Source organism: Frankia sp. R43 (assembly GCF_001306465.1).
Classification (GTDB): Bacteria; Actinomycetota; Actinomycetes; order Frankiales; family Frankiaceae; genus Parafrankia; species Parafrankia irregularis.
This window is the reverse complement of the sequence record NZ_LFCW01000019.1, coordinates 1-14593: the sequence shown is the minus strand read 5'-3', so window position 1 is coordinate 14593 and position 14593 is coordinate 1. Positions and strand designations below refer to the sequence as shown.

The following is a 14593-nucleotide window of genomic DNA, read 5'->3' as shown; positions in this document are numbered from 1 at the left end:
TACGCCGGGAATCATTGGTGGATGCGCGCCACGCGCATCGGATTGAACCGGGGGGATCGTGGCGTGACGGCATCGTAGCTCGCTATCCCGGTGCGGTAAACAATTCCGCGTCGCACTTTCGGGAATGGGGAAAGTTCGCGTTCAAGGGTTCTATGTCCTTGCCCGCAGCGGCTTTTCCTTCGCGCGCGTGAAGGTGTGAGAGAAAGATATGTGTCGCCGCTGGTGGAGGCGCCCGGTGCCAGGTGGCCGTTATCCGCCTACGGTCTCCCGGACGTCGGCGATGGTGATGTCGGCGGCGCGGAGACGGTCGAGGAGCTGTTCGCGTCGGCGGAGGAGATCGGTCACCTCGCCGAGGAGGGTTTCCAGCTCGTCGGAGTCCACGTGGCTGTCGCCGTCGTCGTGGATGCCCTGCAGGGAGCTGTTCAGCGCGGGGATCGCGCGGGTGCTTACCAGGTCCAGCAGGCTCTGCCGTACATCGGCGTAGTCGACCACGGCGGCGGCCAGGCCTTCGTCGCCGCGCACTTCGGCCAGCAGATCGGGTGCGTACATGGGGATTCCTCCGTGAGGTGGGAGCCGGTGGGGGGCTTGTGCCGCCGGTGCCGGGGCAGGCCGGCCGCACGGATCCGGTGAGGGCCGGTGTGGCCGGGGGCGCGGGCGGCGGCGGCCCGCACCCCCGGTGTCACGGCCGGCGTCACCCGTGCGTCGAAGCCGGAACCGGAGGCCGGACCACAGCCGGCCTGTGGGTCCGGGGTGGTCGGGGTGCGGGGTGTGTGGCGGGCGGGCCGGACGGCGTCGCAGGAACCAGATCCCGGCCGCGGCGAGGGCCGTGCCTAGTGCTCGTCCCCCGTGGGGCGCCCCGTGGGTGTGCCGGTGTTGGGCTGGTACCAGTCCGGGTCGGCGGCGAGGTCGCCGGTGTTGAGGCGGGCGCAGTCGGCCCAGGCCGCTGCCCAGGCCGTCGGCGGGTCGCCGGTGTAGAGGGAGCAGTCCGTCCAGGCCTGGTCCCGGGTGGGTGTGCCGTGGTCCCGGATCCGGTAGGCGCCGAGGCTTTCCACCTCGACGCGGAACCGGGGCAGCGGGAACAGGGTGTGGACCTGCTCCCGGTCGGTGGGTGATAGCCGGTGCGGTCGAAGGTCCGCGCCGAGGCGCACCGGTATGCGTCCGGGGTGGATCCGGAAAAGGGTGCCGGCGTCGCGGCCGTCGGCGGTGGTGAGGTCCGCGAGGACCTCGAAGCCCCGCTCGTGCGCGGGCGGGCGGGCCGTGGACCGGTCGATGGTCAGCGCGACCCCGCCGAGAACGAGGGTCTCGGTCTCCGGGTTTTCCGCGCGGGGTGTGTGCATGGATATCTCCTCCACAACGGGACGGTGATCCCAGGTGGGAAAAGGGAAAGGGAGGGGGAATGTGTCGGGGTCTTCCGCCGTCGCGCCGGCTGGGAACGGGAAACTCGGGGTGTGGCGCGACCGCAAAGGGGAACCCTGGATGTTCCGGCTGTGAGGCGGCGGGTTTTCCGTGTTCCGGCGGGCTCGGGAACGGCGGGCGGGTGGTTGCCGCCGGGAAGGTGATGCGGGGTGGGAGGCGAGGAAGGGTGCGCGCACGAGGGGATGTGGTGTGGGAAAGATGGCCGGTGGATTCTCGCGGGCCGGTGCGGGTCTGGTGTTGTCAGGAGGACGGAGGTCGGGGGCCGTCGAGAGGACGGAACACGATCTCGCTGTCGGCGTTGGCGACGGTCGCCCACTCGTCGAGCAGGTCGGCGAGGGCCTCGCCGAGGGTGCCGAGGTGGTCGTCCGCGGGCCCGGTGTCCATGTGGACGCGGAGAAGGCGTCCGCGGGGTTCGTCGAGTTCGTCGTGGTAGGTCTCGACGTCGAGGTGTGTCGCGGCGGGGCAGGTGGCGCGGGTCCCGGCCTCGATGTCGTCTTCCAGGACGGCGCGTAGCGCGTCCCGGGCGTCGAGGAACACCTCGCGTGCGCGTTCACGCGACGTCGGGGTATCCGACGTGGCCGGGGCCGGGTGGGCCGTGCGGGTGGCGGGGTGCCTGTGCGGCCTGCGTCGCGGTCTCACGGTCTGCCTCCTGGGAAGGGCGAGGAACGGATGTCGGTGGGGCTGGCGGGGCCCGGCCGGTGCCCACTGCCCGGCCGGGCCGGGAGCAGCGGGCTCCCTCGGGGGGTGACCGGCGGCCGGTCGACGGGCGCGGACGAGCGCGGTCGGGGAAGGCGCCGCACGCCCTTTACCTGCGGGGGTCAGCGCGCTCGCGGGATCCGGCGCAGGACACGGGCGGCGCGTGCGGGGCGGCGCTCGGCGCGATCACCGCCGGACGCGGACACCGGGCCCACGTCGCCCACCGGGTCGCGGGGCGCCGGCGGTGTGAGGGGGGTGAGGACACGATGGGTGTCAGCGATCAGCCGTCCGGCCAGCGGGAGGAGGGAGGCCTCGTCGAGGACATAACCGCCCCCGGGTGGCCAGTGGTCCGCCGGATGGGTCAGAAGCTCGGCCCAGCCGGTGGGAGTGAGGATCTGCGCGGTGGCGGACGAGGTGTGCTGGTGGTCCTCGTAGCGGTCGTGGACCCGGAAGACCCGGACCCGGACCGTGTGCTGGGGCATCCGGTAGACCCAGGTCAGTTCGTAACCGCGCCCGACGCGCCCGGAGGACTCGTGTTGGAGGACGCCGACGCGGTCCACCGTGTCCTCGGGGCCGAAGAACTGCCATGAGGCGCGGTGGGGGCCGCCGGCCGCGCGGACGTGCAGGAGGGGTTCCTCGTCGCGGTCGAGGGCGGTGAGGTCGAGGGGGTCCAGGACGATCCACAGATCCGTCCCGTGCCGGGCGTGGTCACGGGCTCGCCGTTCGGGGTCGGTGTCGCGGTAGAGGTCACCGGTGTGCAGGGCGATGGCCTCGACGGGACCGAGCTGGTCCCGGCCGTCCGGGGACTGCGGGGCCGCCGAGGTGTGCGCGGTGGTGGGTGTCGCGTCGTCGGTGCGGGGGTGTGCGGGGGGCTGGTTCATCGGTGCTCCCTGAAAGGCGTGGGTCGTGGTGGAGGGGTGGCGCCGGGCGGGGACGGGTTGGTCAGAGGTGGCTGTGGAGCGCGAGGAGGAGGCCGCCGTCGGGGCTGTGACGGGCGGTGATCCCCCATCGCGCAGCGCCTGGTAGAAGGCCGCGTCCAGGAGCAGGGATCCCCGTATGGCGTCGGGGTGGGCTCCGTGGTCGATCAGGTGGGCTGTTTCCTCGGGGGTGAGGGGCCGGTCCTGCGGCGGTGGTGCGGGGCGGGGAACGAGCGGCGGGCCTTCGGGGTGGGGGAGGTAACCGCCCTCGGCGAGCAGGCTGTGGAGCCGGCCGGGGCGCAGCGGGCGTTCGGGGTGGGTGTGGAACCGTCGGCCGCTGCCAGGGCGGCGTAGGTGGAACGCCAGCCCGAACGCGTGCGCGAGGACGCGGGTGTGGTCGCCGGGGTGGTCCCACACGAGGTCCGTGGCAGGCCCGGGAGAGGGAGCCGGCCGGCGCGGGTGAATCCGGCCTCGGTGAGGCGGGTGGCCAGGTCGGGGTCGACGCCGTCGAGGTTCGGGGCGGGAACGGGATCTTGGAGTACCACCAGCGGGCTCGGAGGCGGGAGGTGGTTCGGGTAGGGGGCGCTGATGTCGGCGTGGCGGCTCCAGCGGGGCAGGCAGTCGGGGCAGACGGTGCCCTCGTGCGGGCCGTAGACCCCGTCGAGTCGGGACCAGCGGGGCTCGTTGAGGGGGCATCCGCCGGTCAGGAACGGCACGCTGAACGCGGGGCGGTCGGACCGGTCGGGGCCGCCGGGGTGGGGGCAGACCGTGACACGGAGGCGGTACAGGCTCATCGCGGGCCTCCTGATCGGGGCGGGGCGGGCGGGGGCCGATGGGTGGCCCGGGGCGCGGAGGACGCCGGCCGGCCCCGGGCCGGGGGTGGCTGTCAGCCGACGGGGCCGTGAGTGAAGGTGAGAGCGCCGTTGGGCATCCACGCGGCGCTGAGGCGTCCGGCGTACAGCGCGTCGATGAGTGCCGCGTCGAGAGAGGGCGATCCGTGGTCTGCACCGGCGTGATCGCCGGTCGTGATCAGATGGATGGCTTCCGTGGGAGTCAGAAGCCGTCCACCGGACGGCAACGCGGCGTCGGGCCCGGTGCTGGTGGGCGGGGTGCTGTCGGGGTCCTCGCCGGGCTGGTAGCCGCCTTCCGCGAGCACCTCACGTAGCCGCATGGGGCCGAAGCGCGGTCCGAGGTGGGTGTGGAACCGCTGGCCGGTGTGCTGGTGGTGCAGGTGGAACTCCAGGCCGGCGGTGTGCAGGATCACGCGGGTGTGGTCGACGGGGTGGTCCCAGACGAAGGTGTCCTCCAGGCCGGGCAGGGGCAGCCAGCCGGCGCGGGTGAAACCGGCCTCGTCCAGGACGGTGGCCAGGTCGAGGTCCACTCCGCGGGTGGGGGTGGAGCCGAGCAGGAAGATCAGCGGCTCGTGGGGGGCGTGGGTGCGGGTGTGGGGGTGGGTGTAGAGGTACGGGTCGTCGATGTGCGCGGTGAGGCGCCGCTGCGGGAGGCAGGCCGGGCAGACGGTGGCACGGTGGGGGCCGTCGTAGACGCCGTCGGAGGCCGGCCAGCCGGGGAAGACCGTCGGGCAGCCACCGCGGAGGAACGGCACGACATGGTCGGCCGCCGGGGCGGGGTCGCCGGGCCGGGCGTGGGGACGGATACGCACGAAACCGCTGATCAGGTCCATGGAGACCTCCTGGGAAGAGACACGCGGGGGGTGGTGTGGGGCCGGGCGCGGCCCCCGGGGGGGTGGGGGGTCGCGCCCGGACGCGGGTCAGGACGGGCGCAGGGCGCGCAGCGCCGCGTGGGCGATCGCGGCGGCGGTGGTCGCGGGGGTGTCGAGGGTGATCCCGGGCGCGGGTGGGATCGGACTGTTCGTCTCGTCGGGGGTGATCCACAGCAGGTGGCAGCCGCTGCTGGCGAGCCGGCGCAGCCTGACCTCGCCCTGCTCCTTCTCGGTGGTGAGGAACTTCCCGTCGGAGAGGACGACGAGCAGCCGGATCCCACCGCCGGGGCGGTCGAGGCCGAGGCTGGCGGTGAGCAGGTCGACCGCCTGGGTGAAGACCTCCGTGCCGTCATTCGCCTCGAACACGGTGACTTTCTGCGGGGCGGCCCCGGGATGGCTCAGGGCCCGGACATACCGCCCGAAGATCACCGTCTGGGTGTGGGTGCCAGGGACGGCGGCGGCGGCCGTCGCGGTGATCCACGCGGTGGACGCGGCCGGTTTCGCGAACGTGCGCATGGACCCGGAGACATCGACCGCGATCCCCAGCCGTAGCGGAGGGTTCGGGATCTTCTTGTGGCGGGTGCGGGTGAACGGCCTCGCGGTCGGGAGGGCACCGGCGGCGCGTTGGGCGTCGGCGGCGAGCGCGCCGCGCATCCGCAGCCGCCCCGGTGGGGTGGGAGAGGTGACGGTGACCGGGACGCGTTCGGGGACGGCGGCGCGACGCAGGGCGCGGGCCAGGGTGCCCGCTGCGGTGCGTTCGACGCGGGTCGGCGGGCGGGTGCCGGCGGTGAGGGTCTCCCCGTCGAGGGAGTGCCCGTGCGGGTCGGCGGTGATCGCGTCGAGCGCCTCGGCAATCGCTTCCCCGAGGGGAGTCACGCCGTCGAGGGCCGGACCGGTCCCGGTGCCGGTGCCGGCGAACACGCGGTCGGTCTCTTCCTCGTCGTCGCCGACGAGGTCGGCCCACTGCTCGCCGAGACGCAGCATCGTGGCGGTGTCGCCGTCGGCGGTGGCGGTGGCGGCCTGCCAGATGCGACGCAGCGCTGCGAGGTCACCCGCGCCGAGGATCGCCTCGCACACCGTCTCGACAGGTGCGGTCTCGGTGGGGCCGAGGATCCCGGCGTCGGCGCGGGCGAGGAGGAGAGCTGCGGCGCGGGCGGCGGCGGCACGGGTCATCGGGACCGGTGGCGCCGGGGTGGGCGCGGGTGGGACCGGGGCGCTTCCGGGCGGTGCCGGTACGGGTGGGAGCGCTCCCCCCTCCGCCTCGCCGTCGGGGTCGGGGTCGGGCAGGAACGCCGGGAGGATGAGAGTCGTGGCGCTGGCACGCAGCCACCGGCGGTCGGTGGGACGTCGGCCGGTCTGCGCGGCCTCGATCCTCGCCTCCTCGAGGAGCATCGCGGCCCGTCCCGCGCGGCTGCTCATGGTGGTCGGAGAGTCCCAGTGGGTGTGGGCGGCGTGGGCACCCTCGTGGGTGAGCACTCCCCACAGGGCGGGGTAATCCCACGCACCCCAGGCGGTACCGGTCACGGTGGCGGGGTCCGTGCCCTCCGGGAGGATGGCGGCGTCGATCTCGATCGCGGCGAGGGACGGGATGTGCACGCCGGGGGCACCTCGGCCCGCACCGGGGGCGCAGGTGACGACCAGGTCCTTACATCCGGAGATGGCGGCGATCTCAGCGGTCATCGCGGCGGAGATCCGCAGCCACTCGCCTTCGGGGGTGGGCGCGGGGATGGTCGGGTCGGTGTGGATGTGCTCGGCGGGCATCCGGGACTCCTCGGCCGGGCGGCGGGTGGGCAGGCTGGCGCCCACCCGCCGCGCATGTCGGGGGACGGGTGAGGAAGGGCGAGGGGCGGGTGCTAGATCTGCTTGCCGAGGGCGAGGGGCGTGAGCTTCTCCCCGAACGCCTTCTCGACCGTCTCCGCGACGGTGGGCCGGTCCTCGGTCGGGGCGATCCCGATCAGGTTCGCCGCCGCCGCCGGGACACCCAACACATCCGCGATCTTCTGGAAGGCGATCAACTCGCGCAGCTGGGGTGACCAGCCGATGTCACCGGACTCGCGGCGCCGGTGCAGGTTCCGGGCGACGGTGACCGCCCGTCTGTCGATCCTGAGTTTGGTGGCGAGGTCGAAGTCGGTGGACACCTCGACCTGCACCGAGAACCTGCTCGACAGGGCCTCGGTGAGGATCGCGCCATGGACCCCGGGGTTGTGGCCGGCGATCACGTAAAAGCCAGGGGCGGCTTCGATCGTCTCGCCCTTGTGCGCCTTGACCACGATCCGCTTCCGGCCATCCATCGCCGGGTACATGACCGCGAGGACCGCCGGGCTGATCAGGGTGGCGTCGTCGACGAGCAACACTCGCCCCTCCTGCATGGCGCAGATGAGCGGCCCGTAGACGAACTCGTACCGGCCCGTCGGGGTCTGGGTGTACTCGCCGATCAGGTCGGAGGTCTGGGTGTCCCCGTCACCCGCAATGGTGATCAGGTCGTCCCCGAAAGCCGCCTCGATCACGCTCGTTTTGCCGGTGCCGGGCGGTCCGTAGAGCAGGACCGGTACCTCCGCCGCCCGGAGCTTGCGCAACACCTCCACGTCGGGCAGATCGGCCAGTTTCCTCGGCCTGTAGACCTGCCCGGAGGGGCGGATGATCCCCCCGTCCGGCGTCGTCGCCGGTACCACCGGGGGCTTCGGCGCCACTGGAGCCGGTGCTGGGGCCGGGGCGGGAGGGGCCTTCGGCGGGAGGGTCCCGGCCTTGATCGAAAGGGCGTCGCTGGTGGTGTCCGTGGCGGCGTACCGGCGTGGCGCCGGGCTGGTCAGGGCAGCCTGCCCCGCCTCGGTGAGCCGGTCCAAGGCGTTGCCGACCGCACCGGAACTCCGCCCACCGAGCGCCTTCGCGACCGCCGTCGGGCTGTGGGAACCCGGGTTGTCAAGGAGGTACTCGGCGACGAGGCGATGCAGGGCATACGGGGACAGCCGGGACGTCTCGGGGGCGGGGGGCGGGGCAGGGCTGGTCATCCTGATCTCCAGGCAGGCGAAGGAAAGGCGGGGGGCGGGGTTGGCTCCCGGGGTGGCGTGAGGGGCGCACGCCACCCCGGAGGCCTGGGGGTGCTGTGCTACCGGCGGCGCAGGAGGCGTCGGAGCGGGTGCCGGCGTCGGGGGGCCGGGCGGAAGATCTCGGTGCCCACGACGATGTCGAAGTTCGCCGGGTGCCACGGGTCACTCGCAGAGAGGCCTCCCGCGACGTCGAGGTAGAGCCAGGTCCCGAGGTGGTCGTTGACGAGGCTGACGGTGACCGGTGCTCCCGGTATCCCCGGTGTCCACCGCTGCGAGTGGGTGCCGGGCCGGTAGGACGACCGTGTCACGCGGCCCCCGATGGGCTCGGGCACCGTCACCTCGTCGAACCTGTCGACCGCGTCGAGGGAGTCGGTCTCGGTGCGGGGCCGGGAGGTGACCTTGGTGAGGGCCCGGCGTGCGGTGTGCATGGGTCGCATGGGGACTCCGTCCGAGTGGTGGATCGGTCGCAGGGGGCGTGCCGGGTTTCCCGCGTGTCGGCGGGGCAGGATGGGTGGCGTGCGACGGTGTCCACACGCCACCCCGGCCGGGGGCTACCGGTGGCGGAACCGGCGCAGGATCTGACGGATCCCGCGCTCGCCGTCGGCCTTGGGCGTGGGGGTGGTGCCGTAGCTGACCACCGGCGGTGACGCGAGGAGGTCGAAGTCCCACTGCAGACCCTCGAAGATCATTTCCCCGCGGACGTAGAGGTCGAGCGCGTCGCTCCCGCTGTCGATCACCACCGTGGCGGCGTGGACCGGGTCCCATTCGATGGCGACCTTGACCCCGCCGACGGTCAGCGCACCGGTCGTGACCCCCTCCGGGGTGATCGTTGCGGCGTCCGCCCGCCAGTGCTCGAAGATCCGCGTTTCGCCGAGGAGGACCGCGAGATCCGTCGGGTCGTCCTGGCCGGGGGTTCCGGTGTCGATCGACACCATGATGGGGTGGGACGGGGCCTGCGTGATGCGGACGGTGACTCCGGCGATGGTCAGGGCACCCGCCGGGGTGGCGTCCGGGTCGGTCTGTGGCGTCGCGCGGGGGGCGGTACGTCGCATGGTCGTGTCTCCTTTAGCGGGGGGTGTGGGTGGGGCCGAACGCTTCGGTGATCGCCTCGAGGTGTCCCTCGTGCTCGGCGTAGGTGATCCACTTCCGGGTGGTGCGGAAGGGCCGGACGACGGCGTCCTCGTTGCCGCGCACCTTCCGTAGCCGGGACGCGACCTGCTCGACATCCAGGGCGTCGACGGGGTACGGCGTCGGGGCGACGGTGTTGATCCGAAGGTTCCGGTCGACCAGGTGGGCGTAGTAGAACCCTTCCGGGTGCGGGAACACCGCGATACGTGGTGCGGGCATGACGGGTCACCTCCTTTCCGTGTGGGCGGGTCCGATGCGCGTCCGGTCGCGTGTCGCGGTACCGGTTTCCCGGGCGGGATTCGTGTTTCGTGTTTCCCGTTCGGGCGGTGCGTTTTCGGTGTGGGACAACATTAACCTCGTCCATTCGTGAATGGGAAGGGGTTTTCCATGACTCTTTAGGAATGTTTTTCGAAAAGAGTCATGGAAAACCGCTTGCCTGAATGGAAACGGCGAGCTATCCGCGTGTGTGCGGATAGGTAATGGGCGAAATGAGTCATGAAAACGGGGGCGCGAACACGCGCGGGTCGAGATAGAATGGCGATAACGGAATCGACGCACGACGGAAGGGGGTGGTGGGGATGTGCACGCGGACGCGACCGGCGGCGCTCCGCCGCCTCCGCCCGCGCGCGTGCGCGGCCTCACGCGAGGCGGCGGGGCGGGGCCCTGGGGCCGGCGGGACGCCGGGCCCAGGGGGCCGATAGCCGCCCGGAGGCGGAAAACCGGGTGGTGGTCCGGGGTCCGCCCCGTAGGGGTGGGCGCCGGGCCGCCGCACGTGTTTTCCAGCCTCCGGGCGGCGTAGCCTGGCCCACCATCGGAGGGGATTACAGGCCGCTGACCTGCGTTTTTGCCGGCGGGGTCCCCCTCCGACCTTGAGCGGACGACGAAACGGAACCAGAAACGGACGAAGAAACGGAGCCCGTAACGGAGGGCGGGGGGTGCCGGCCGGGCCCCGCGTCCCCGAGCCGCCGGCTCGGGATGCTCGCCGCGGCCCGCCCAGGGCCTCGGCGAGAATCCGCGGAAAGGGCGGGGTGTGCGTGGTCAGGCGGCGGGTCGGGTGGCACCGAGGTAGCTGGACCGGACATACGTTTCGGTCCGTACCGGCGCCCCGCGCCGGGGCGCGTTAATCATGTTCCCGCTGCCAATGTAAATTCCGACGTGGGTGATGTCAAATTCGGATGTTCCGTAGAACACGAGGTCTCCGATTTCCAGGGGTGTTCCTGGAGATAGGCGCGGTCCGGCGTCGAACTGGTCCTGCGCGACCCGGGGAATGGTGATCCCGGCGGCGGCGTACGCGGCCCGCGTGAGACCGCTGCAGTCGAATCCTTTCTCGCCCTGGTCGGGTTCTCTGAACTTGCGCAAGTCGGACAGATCATATTTGTCTCGGTTGAGTCGTTGGCTGGACGGGTGTGAGAGGATGGCCCTACTCGGGTGACCGGTTCTCGGGCGCATTGGTGGTGATGGTGCGTGCGACGAGGTGATGGACACTGGGCATGCCGAGGTGGACGGTGGTCTGCCGGTTGGTGAGGCGGTCGAGATCGGTGAGTTTTGCTTCGGCGGCGGCGAGGCTGATGGTGAGGCCCTCGATTTCGCCGAGCCATCCTTGCTGTTCGGCTTCGCTGATGCGTGCTTGCAGGTTGTCATGAACCTCGACGAGTCGTGGCCGCTGGGCCGGGTCAGGCCGCAGCATCGGGCATCGAATGCAGGCATGTTCATGGATGCACGGAGTGTTGTAGGCGCGCCCGCAGGTGCCGAGGGATACTTTGCGCCGTTGAAAGTGGCCGAAGAAGTCTTCCCATTCTTGTTCCGTCGGTGTCCGGTATTCTTCGCTGGGGCGCACGGAACGGCGTCGGGAGATCCATGCGCGGTGCGCTTCGATCGTTTCCTCGGGGTAGGTCGCCTTGTAGCCCATCGTGGTGTTGATGTCGCGGTGCCCGCAGATGGCCTGGGCGATGTGGGGTGGGAGTCCGCTCATGACAGCGTCGGTGACGAAGATGCGGCGGAAGTCGTGCGGGGTGAAGTCGAGGGGCTTTTGGTCCGGTCCAGTCAGTCCGGAGTGTGCGAGGGCGTTGCTGAGCGCCTTCTCGATGGACCGGCGTGGTATCGCTCGGTTTTCGGCGCCCCAGCGTCGTTGGAACAGCAGAGGCATCGGCGGAAGCCAGACGCATTCGTGGATGTCGTAGGAGGGGACGAGAGGCACGGTTCCAGTGGCGTCGCGGACGCGGCAGACCACGGCGCTGAGGACGTCGGCGAGTTCCGGGCTGATCAGCAGAAGGCGTTCGGTGTCAGTTTTTGACGGCGCTATCTGTAGGAGGGGAACCAGCTCGCCGGTGGCGGGAAGCTGGTATTGGATGAAGCTGTGGTGGGTGAGTTCGAGGAGTTCCTCTGCCCGGATTCCGGTGTGTCGCAGGATTTCCACCGTTGCCCATGCCCAGAACGCTTCGTGTTCTTCAAAGGTCAGGTCGTGGCGAACGCCGCTGTTCTGGTCGTCGGCCCAGACCTTCGTGCCGCCAGCGGTCGGCATGAGTGGCCGTAGAAATGTGCGGTCCGCGATGGTGAAGGTCTCACCGGGGTCGGTGCGGCGAGCGACGGCGAGACGCTCCGCGGTGTCATGGCGACGCTTCTCGACAATGCGGACAAGGGCGGGCAGGTGCGGCAGGCGCTCGCGGGTGCGCTGGTCCATCCGCGCCTTGCGGCGCATCCGCTCTTTCCACCGATTGACGTCGGCAGGCGTGACGGGGCAGGGCGCGGCCCAAGGGCCCCAACGGGCTGGGTCTTCCAACGCCCACTGCGCAATGTCAAGATAGAAGGCACGGACTGCGAACATGCAGCTCTTGGCGTTCGCCCGCGGGGTCTCCACGTCGACGAAACCCCCGTCAGTGTCGGCCGCCTTCGTAGTTCTCACTTGGATGCGTTGCTTCCAAGCCGTGGCGACCTCGTCGGGAAGGTGGAGGGAGTAGATTCCGGGATGGTGGCGCTCCAGGTCTCCCCAGAACAGGCCCGCGAGCTTTTCCGCGAGTTCCTTCAAGCTGACGTAGTCCACTGCTGGCTGCCGGTAACGCAGATACTCGACGAGGAGATTCCGCACCGGCCGGCAGCGTAGAGCGAACCGATCCACGAGCGCCTCGACGGTGAGCTGTCCGGTTGCGCCGCGGAAGGCCCGTATCGTGGGTGGCGCATCGGGAGAGAAGATCCCGGCGTCGTGCAGGAGCTGGTAAAAATAGGTCTTGCAGGTTCCACCTTTGGCCTGCACCGAGCTTTGGACGTCCAGCAACTCCACGCAATCGCCGGGGACGATATCGGCGATGAGTCCGCCTTTGCAAGCCATGATCGTGGCGGTGCGGTAGAGAGCGAGACGGACCATCAGCGGCGCCGCGGCAGGGTTCTCCCGCGCGCAGGCCCGCAGCCGGGCGAAACCGTCGGGGTCACGGGAACGTTCCATGGCCGCTTGGAAACGCGGGGAATGACGGGTCATCATCCACCGCACCCCGGGCCGGATCACATCCCCGCAGATCAAGGCGAGCAGGCCAGTCGAGAGACAGGGCTCGTTGGTGTCGTCGCCGACTCCCCGCAGCCATTGCACGGCTATTTCCCGCCAGTGCTTCCCGTCGATCTCCTGCACTCCTGTGGCGAGCCATCGCTGCTGCCAGGTAGCGCCTGAATGGCCCTGCAGCCACCGCAGGACGCCGGTGATGCCGCTGCGTCGTTTCCATTGCACGGCCTGCTTGTCAGACCCGTAGGGCGGGGGAACAAGGAGCTCAACGATGTCACGACTGCCAAGGAAGGTTTCCGGCCACGACCCCGGAACTGCCCGCGGCGGGAACTGTATCCGCAGACGCGCGGCAGCGCCAGCGGTGCCGCGCATCGTCCCGGGTTTCCTGACAATGGAATGTGACCCGATGGATGGATCCGGCCGATCCAAGACCTCGGTCACGGCGTTCTCCCGGGGAAAAGGACCTGCAGGCTGTCAGGCCGGTATCCCACGGCCGGCGGAGGCGGTGGCGCGACAAGGCCCGCGGCCTGGCGGGCATGGTGAGCGCGCATTCCGGCGAGGACCTCGTCTTCGAACGGTGTCGTGTAGATCTGCGTCGTCGTCAGGCTGGCGTGCCCGAGGACCCATTGCACGTCGGTCAATGCCACCTGGGGATCCCGTGCCATACGGTAGGCGGCCGTATGACGAAAATCATGCAAGGTCCAGTTACTCCCCAACATGGCCTGCGCCCGGTTGAGGGCCGCCCTGGCGGCATGATAAGTCAAGGGGCGAGCCGGCCGCCGCAATGTCCACCAGAGGGGGCAGTCCGGTCCGGACGGCGCCAGATCATGAACCTCCTGCTGATACAGACGAAGCCATACGAAGGCATCCGGAGACGCCGGCAGCCGCTGGATTGTCCGGGAACCTTTCCTCACAACGCTGATCAATTGCTGGCCTGGGTCAGCATCAACCTGGGTAGCCCCCAACAGCTCGGACGCGCGAGCACCGGTTGACACGTAAAACGCAACCAGTGCACGGTCGCGGTGGCTCAGCAACGCCGCGAACAACTCGTTGAAGCGCTCGTCCGGGATCGCGCGAGGTACCCGCTTCGGGATGCCCGGACGATACAAGCCGACCCTCGTGTTGCGAAACGGCTCCAGCGGATTATGGTGTGCATGGGGCCGTCCCTGGTCCTCCCGCTGCCGGACCAGCGGAAACGGATTTATGACAGGCCCACTACCCCAGCGCCGGTGGCAATCATAGAAGGCGCGCAGGACGGTTTCGCTATGCGCGACTGTACGGGCCGCATACTTCACCCCCGGGGCCGGCCTTCCCGTGACTGGGTTCGGGCGCCCCGCCCCCGATACTTTCCTCGTTCGCTGGCTCCGCGCCGGCTTGTCGATAGTTCTCAGCCAGCTGGAGAAGTCACGCGCTTCGACTCTGCCCGCCGCATCCCAGGACACATCAACCGCCCACAGGAAACGGAACCAGCGAAGAAGGTCCAGCCCATAGGAGCGTTGCGTTGCCGCCGACCGGCCTGCTGCCTGCAGATCCTTCAAATAGACCGTGACCGGCTCCACAACACGCCCAGTTCCGTCCAGCAGACGGTACGGCTCGAACAGCTCGCCCGTGTCTCGCAGGCATCCGACACAAGGCACTACCAGCGCGGCCAAGTCTCGCGACTCATTCTCAGTATCGATCATCGCCCTACTCCAGCGGACAGACGCAGAGAACGGGCGCTCACCACGCCGGAACCTCCACGCGATCCAGTGGTCTGATTGTCGCCATGCCCTTCGGTTACGACGGTGGACGGACACACAGCGAAAATCACTATTCCTATCCAGCCACACCGTGGTCACCTTCATCCCCGATCCGCAGGCCGTGTTACCCCTACAAGATTGCGCCAGATCGAGTCGATGCGGACGACGGCACCCCGATGAGGAGCATTAATCATTTGAGTTGACGAGATTGCAATCCCGACGTGCGTGACATCACCAGGCCCGGTCCCGAAGAACAGCAGGTCCCCCGGCTGCAGGACCGAGCTTGCGGGAACCAGCGGTCCCGCTTCGTACTGTTGCTGGGCGGTTCGGGGCAAGTTGACCCCGGCTGCCGCATAGGCAGCACGAGTCAGACCCGAGCAGTCAAAACCGCCGGTGACCTTGACCCGGCCATCTGGTAGTTCAGTCAACTGGGGGCC

14 protein-coding genes and 1 pseudogene are annotated in these 14593 nt (G+C 70.0%); all 15 read right to left on the bottom strand.

Features of this window, described 5'->3' with window-relative positions; genetic code table 11:
* Positions 1-249: 249 nt before the first annotated feature.
* Positions 250-549, bottom strand: a complete 300-nt coding sequence (locus ACG83_RS40945) for a hypothetical protein (RefSeq protein ID WP_054571627.1) — start codon at positions 547-549, stop codon at positions 250-252.
* A 281-nt stretch (positions 550-830) separates the two neighbouring features.
* The gene (locus ACG83_RS40935; RefSeq protein ID WP_054571625.1) at positions 831-1337 is read right to left on the bottom strand and encodes a hypothetical protein; all 507 of its coding nucleotides are present in this window, start codon (positions 1335-1337) and stop codon (positions 831-833) included.
* Positions 1338-1656: 319 nt separating this feature from the next.
* The gene (locus ACG83_RS40930) at positions 1657-2055 is read right to left on the bottom strand and encodes a hypothetical protein (RefSeq protein ID WP_200931477.1); all 399 of its coding nucleotides are present in this window, start codon (positions 2053-2055) and stop codon (positions 1657-1659) included.
* A gap of 179 nt (positions 2056-2234) precedes the next feature.
* Complete coding sequence (locus tag ACG83_RS40925; protein WP_054571623.1) at positions 2235-2993, bottom strand: hypothetical protein; 759 nt, start codon at positions 2991-2993, stop codon at positions 2235-2237.
* A 203-nt stretch (positions 2994-3196) separates the two neighbouring features.
* Entirely contained in the window at positions 3197-3823 is a 627-nt protein-coding gene (locus ACG83_RS40920; protein WP_054571622.1) for a hypothetical protein, read from the bottom strand.
* Between the two features lie 92 nt (positions 3824-3915).
* Complete coding sequence (locus ACG83_RS40915) at positions 3916-4713, bottom strand: hypothetical protein (RefSeq protein ID WP_054571621.1); 798 nt, start codon at positions 4711-4713, stop codon at positions 3916-3918.
* A gap of 87 nt (positions 4714-4800) precedes the next feature.
* The gene (locus ACG83_RS40910) at positions 4801-6513 is read right to left on the bottom strand and encodes a VWA containing CoxE family protein (protein WP_054571620.1); all 1713 of its coding nucleotides are present in this window, start codon (positions 6511-6513) and stop codon (positions 4801-4803) included.
* A 92-nt stretch (positions 6514-6605) separates the two neighbouring features.
* Complete coding sequence (locus ACG83_RS40905; RefSeq protein ID WP_054571619.1) at positions 6606-7760, bottom strand: AAA family ATPase; 1155 nt, start codon at positions 7758-7760, stop codon at positions 6606-6608.
* Between the two features lie 98 nt (positions 7761-7858).
* The gene (locus tag ACG83_RS40900; protein ID WP_152991671.1) at positions 7859-8236 is read right to left on the bottom strand and encodes a hypothetical protein; all 378 of its coding nucleotides are present in this window, start codon (positions 8234-8236) and stop codon (positions 7859-7861) included.
* A gap of 114 nt (positions 8237-8350) precedes the next feature.
* Positions 8351-8851 carry a hypothetical protein gene (locus ACG83_RS40895; protein WP_054571617.1) on the bottom strand — a complete coding sequence of 167 codons (501 nt, stop codon included), beginning with the start codon at positions 8849-8851 and terminating at the stop codon, positions 8351-8353.
* A gap of 13 nt (positions 8852-8864) precedes the next feature.
* Complete coding sequence (locus ACG83_RS40890; protein WP_054571616.1) at positions 8865-9146, bottom strand: hypothetical protein; 282 nt, start codon at positions 9144-9146, stop codon at positions 8865-8867.
* 819 nt (positions 9147-9965) lie between these two features.
* A pseudogene (locus tag ACG83_RS40885) lies at positions 9966-10268 on the bottom strand (C40 family peptidase); the annotation flags it as partial.
* 79 nt (positions 10269-10347) lie between these two features.
* On the bottom strand, positions 10348-12858 hold the full coding sequence (locus tag ACG83_RS40880; RefSeq protein WP_200931263.1) for a site-specific integrase: 2511 nt from the start codon (positions 12856-12858) through the stop codon (positions 10348-10350).
* Positions 12855-14099 carry a site-specific integrase gene (locus ACG83_RS40875; protein WP_054571614.1) on the bottom strand — a complete coding sequence of 415 codons (1245 nt, stop codon included), beginning with the start codon at positions 14097-14099 and terminating at the stop codon, positions 12855-12857. Before ACG83_RS40875 ends, ACG83_RS40880 begins: the two co-directional genes overlap by 4 nt.
* 158 nt (positions 14100-14257) lie before the next feature.
* The coding region (locus tag ACG83_RS43635; RefSeq protein WP_161934864.1) for a C40 family peptidase at positions 14258-14593 on the bottom strand (336 nt) is incomplete at its 5' end.

Excerpts from the sequence above, each read along its gene's own strand:
- ACG83_RS40945 (WP_054571627.1), bottom strand. The coding sequence starts at position 549 with ATGTACGCACCCGATCTGCTGGCCGAAGTGCGCGGCGACGAAGGCCTG.
- ACG83_RS40935 (WP_054571625.1), bottom strand. The coding sequence starts at position 1,337 with ATGCACACACCCCGCGCGGAAAACCCGGAGACCGAGACCCTCGTTCTC.
- ACG83_RS40925 (WP_054571623.1), bottom strand. The coding sequence starts at position 2,993 with ATGAACCAGCCCCCCGCACACCCCCGCACCGACGACGCGACACCCACC.
- ACG83_RS40920 (WP_054571622.1), bottom strand. The coding sequence starts at position 3,823 with ATGAGCCTGTACCGCCTCCGTGTCACGGTCTGCCCCCACCCCGGCGGC.
- ACG83_RS40915 (WP_054571621.1), bottom strand. The coding sequence starts at position 4,713 with ATGGACCTGATCAGCGGTTTCGTGCGTATCCGTCCCCACGCCCGGCCC.
- ACG83_RS40910 (WP_054571620.1), bottom strand. The coding sequence starts at position 6,513 with ATGCCCGCCGAGCACATCCACACCGACCCGACCATCCCCGCGCCCACC.
- ACG83_RS40905 (WP_054571619.1), bottom strand. The coding sequence starts at position 7,760 with ATGACCAGCCCTGCCCCGCCCCCCGCCCCCGAGACGTCCCGGCTGTCC.
- ACG83_RS40900 (WP_152991671.1), bottom strand. The coding sequence starts at position 8,236 with ATGCGACCCATGCACACCGCACGCCGGGCCCTCACCAAGGTCACCTCC.
- ACG83_RS40895 (WP_054571617.1), bottom strand. The coding sequence starts at position 8,851 with ATGCGACGTACCGCCCCCCGCGCGACGCCACAGACCGACCCGGACGCC.
- ACG83_RS40890 (WP_054571616.1), bottom strand. The coding sequence starts at position 9,146 with ATGCCCGCACCACGTATCGCGGTGTTCCCGCACCCGGAAGGGTTCTAC.
- ACG83_RS40875 (WP_054571614.1), bottom strand. The coding sequence starts at position 14,099 with ATGATCGATACTGAGAATGAGTCGCGAGACTTGGCCGCGCTGGTAGTG.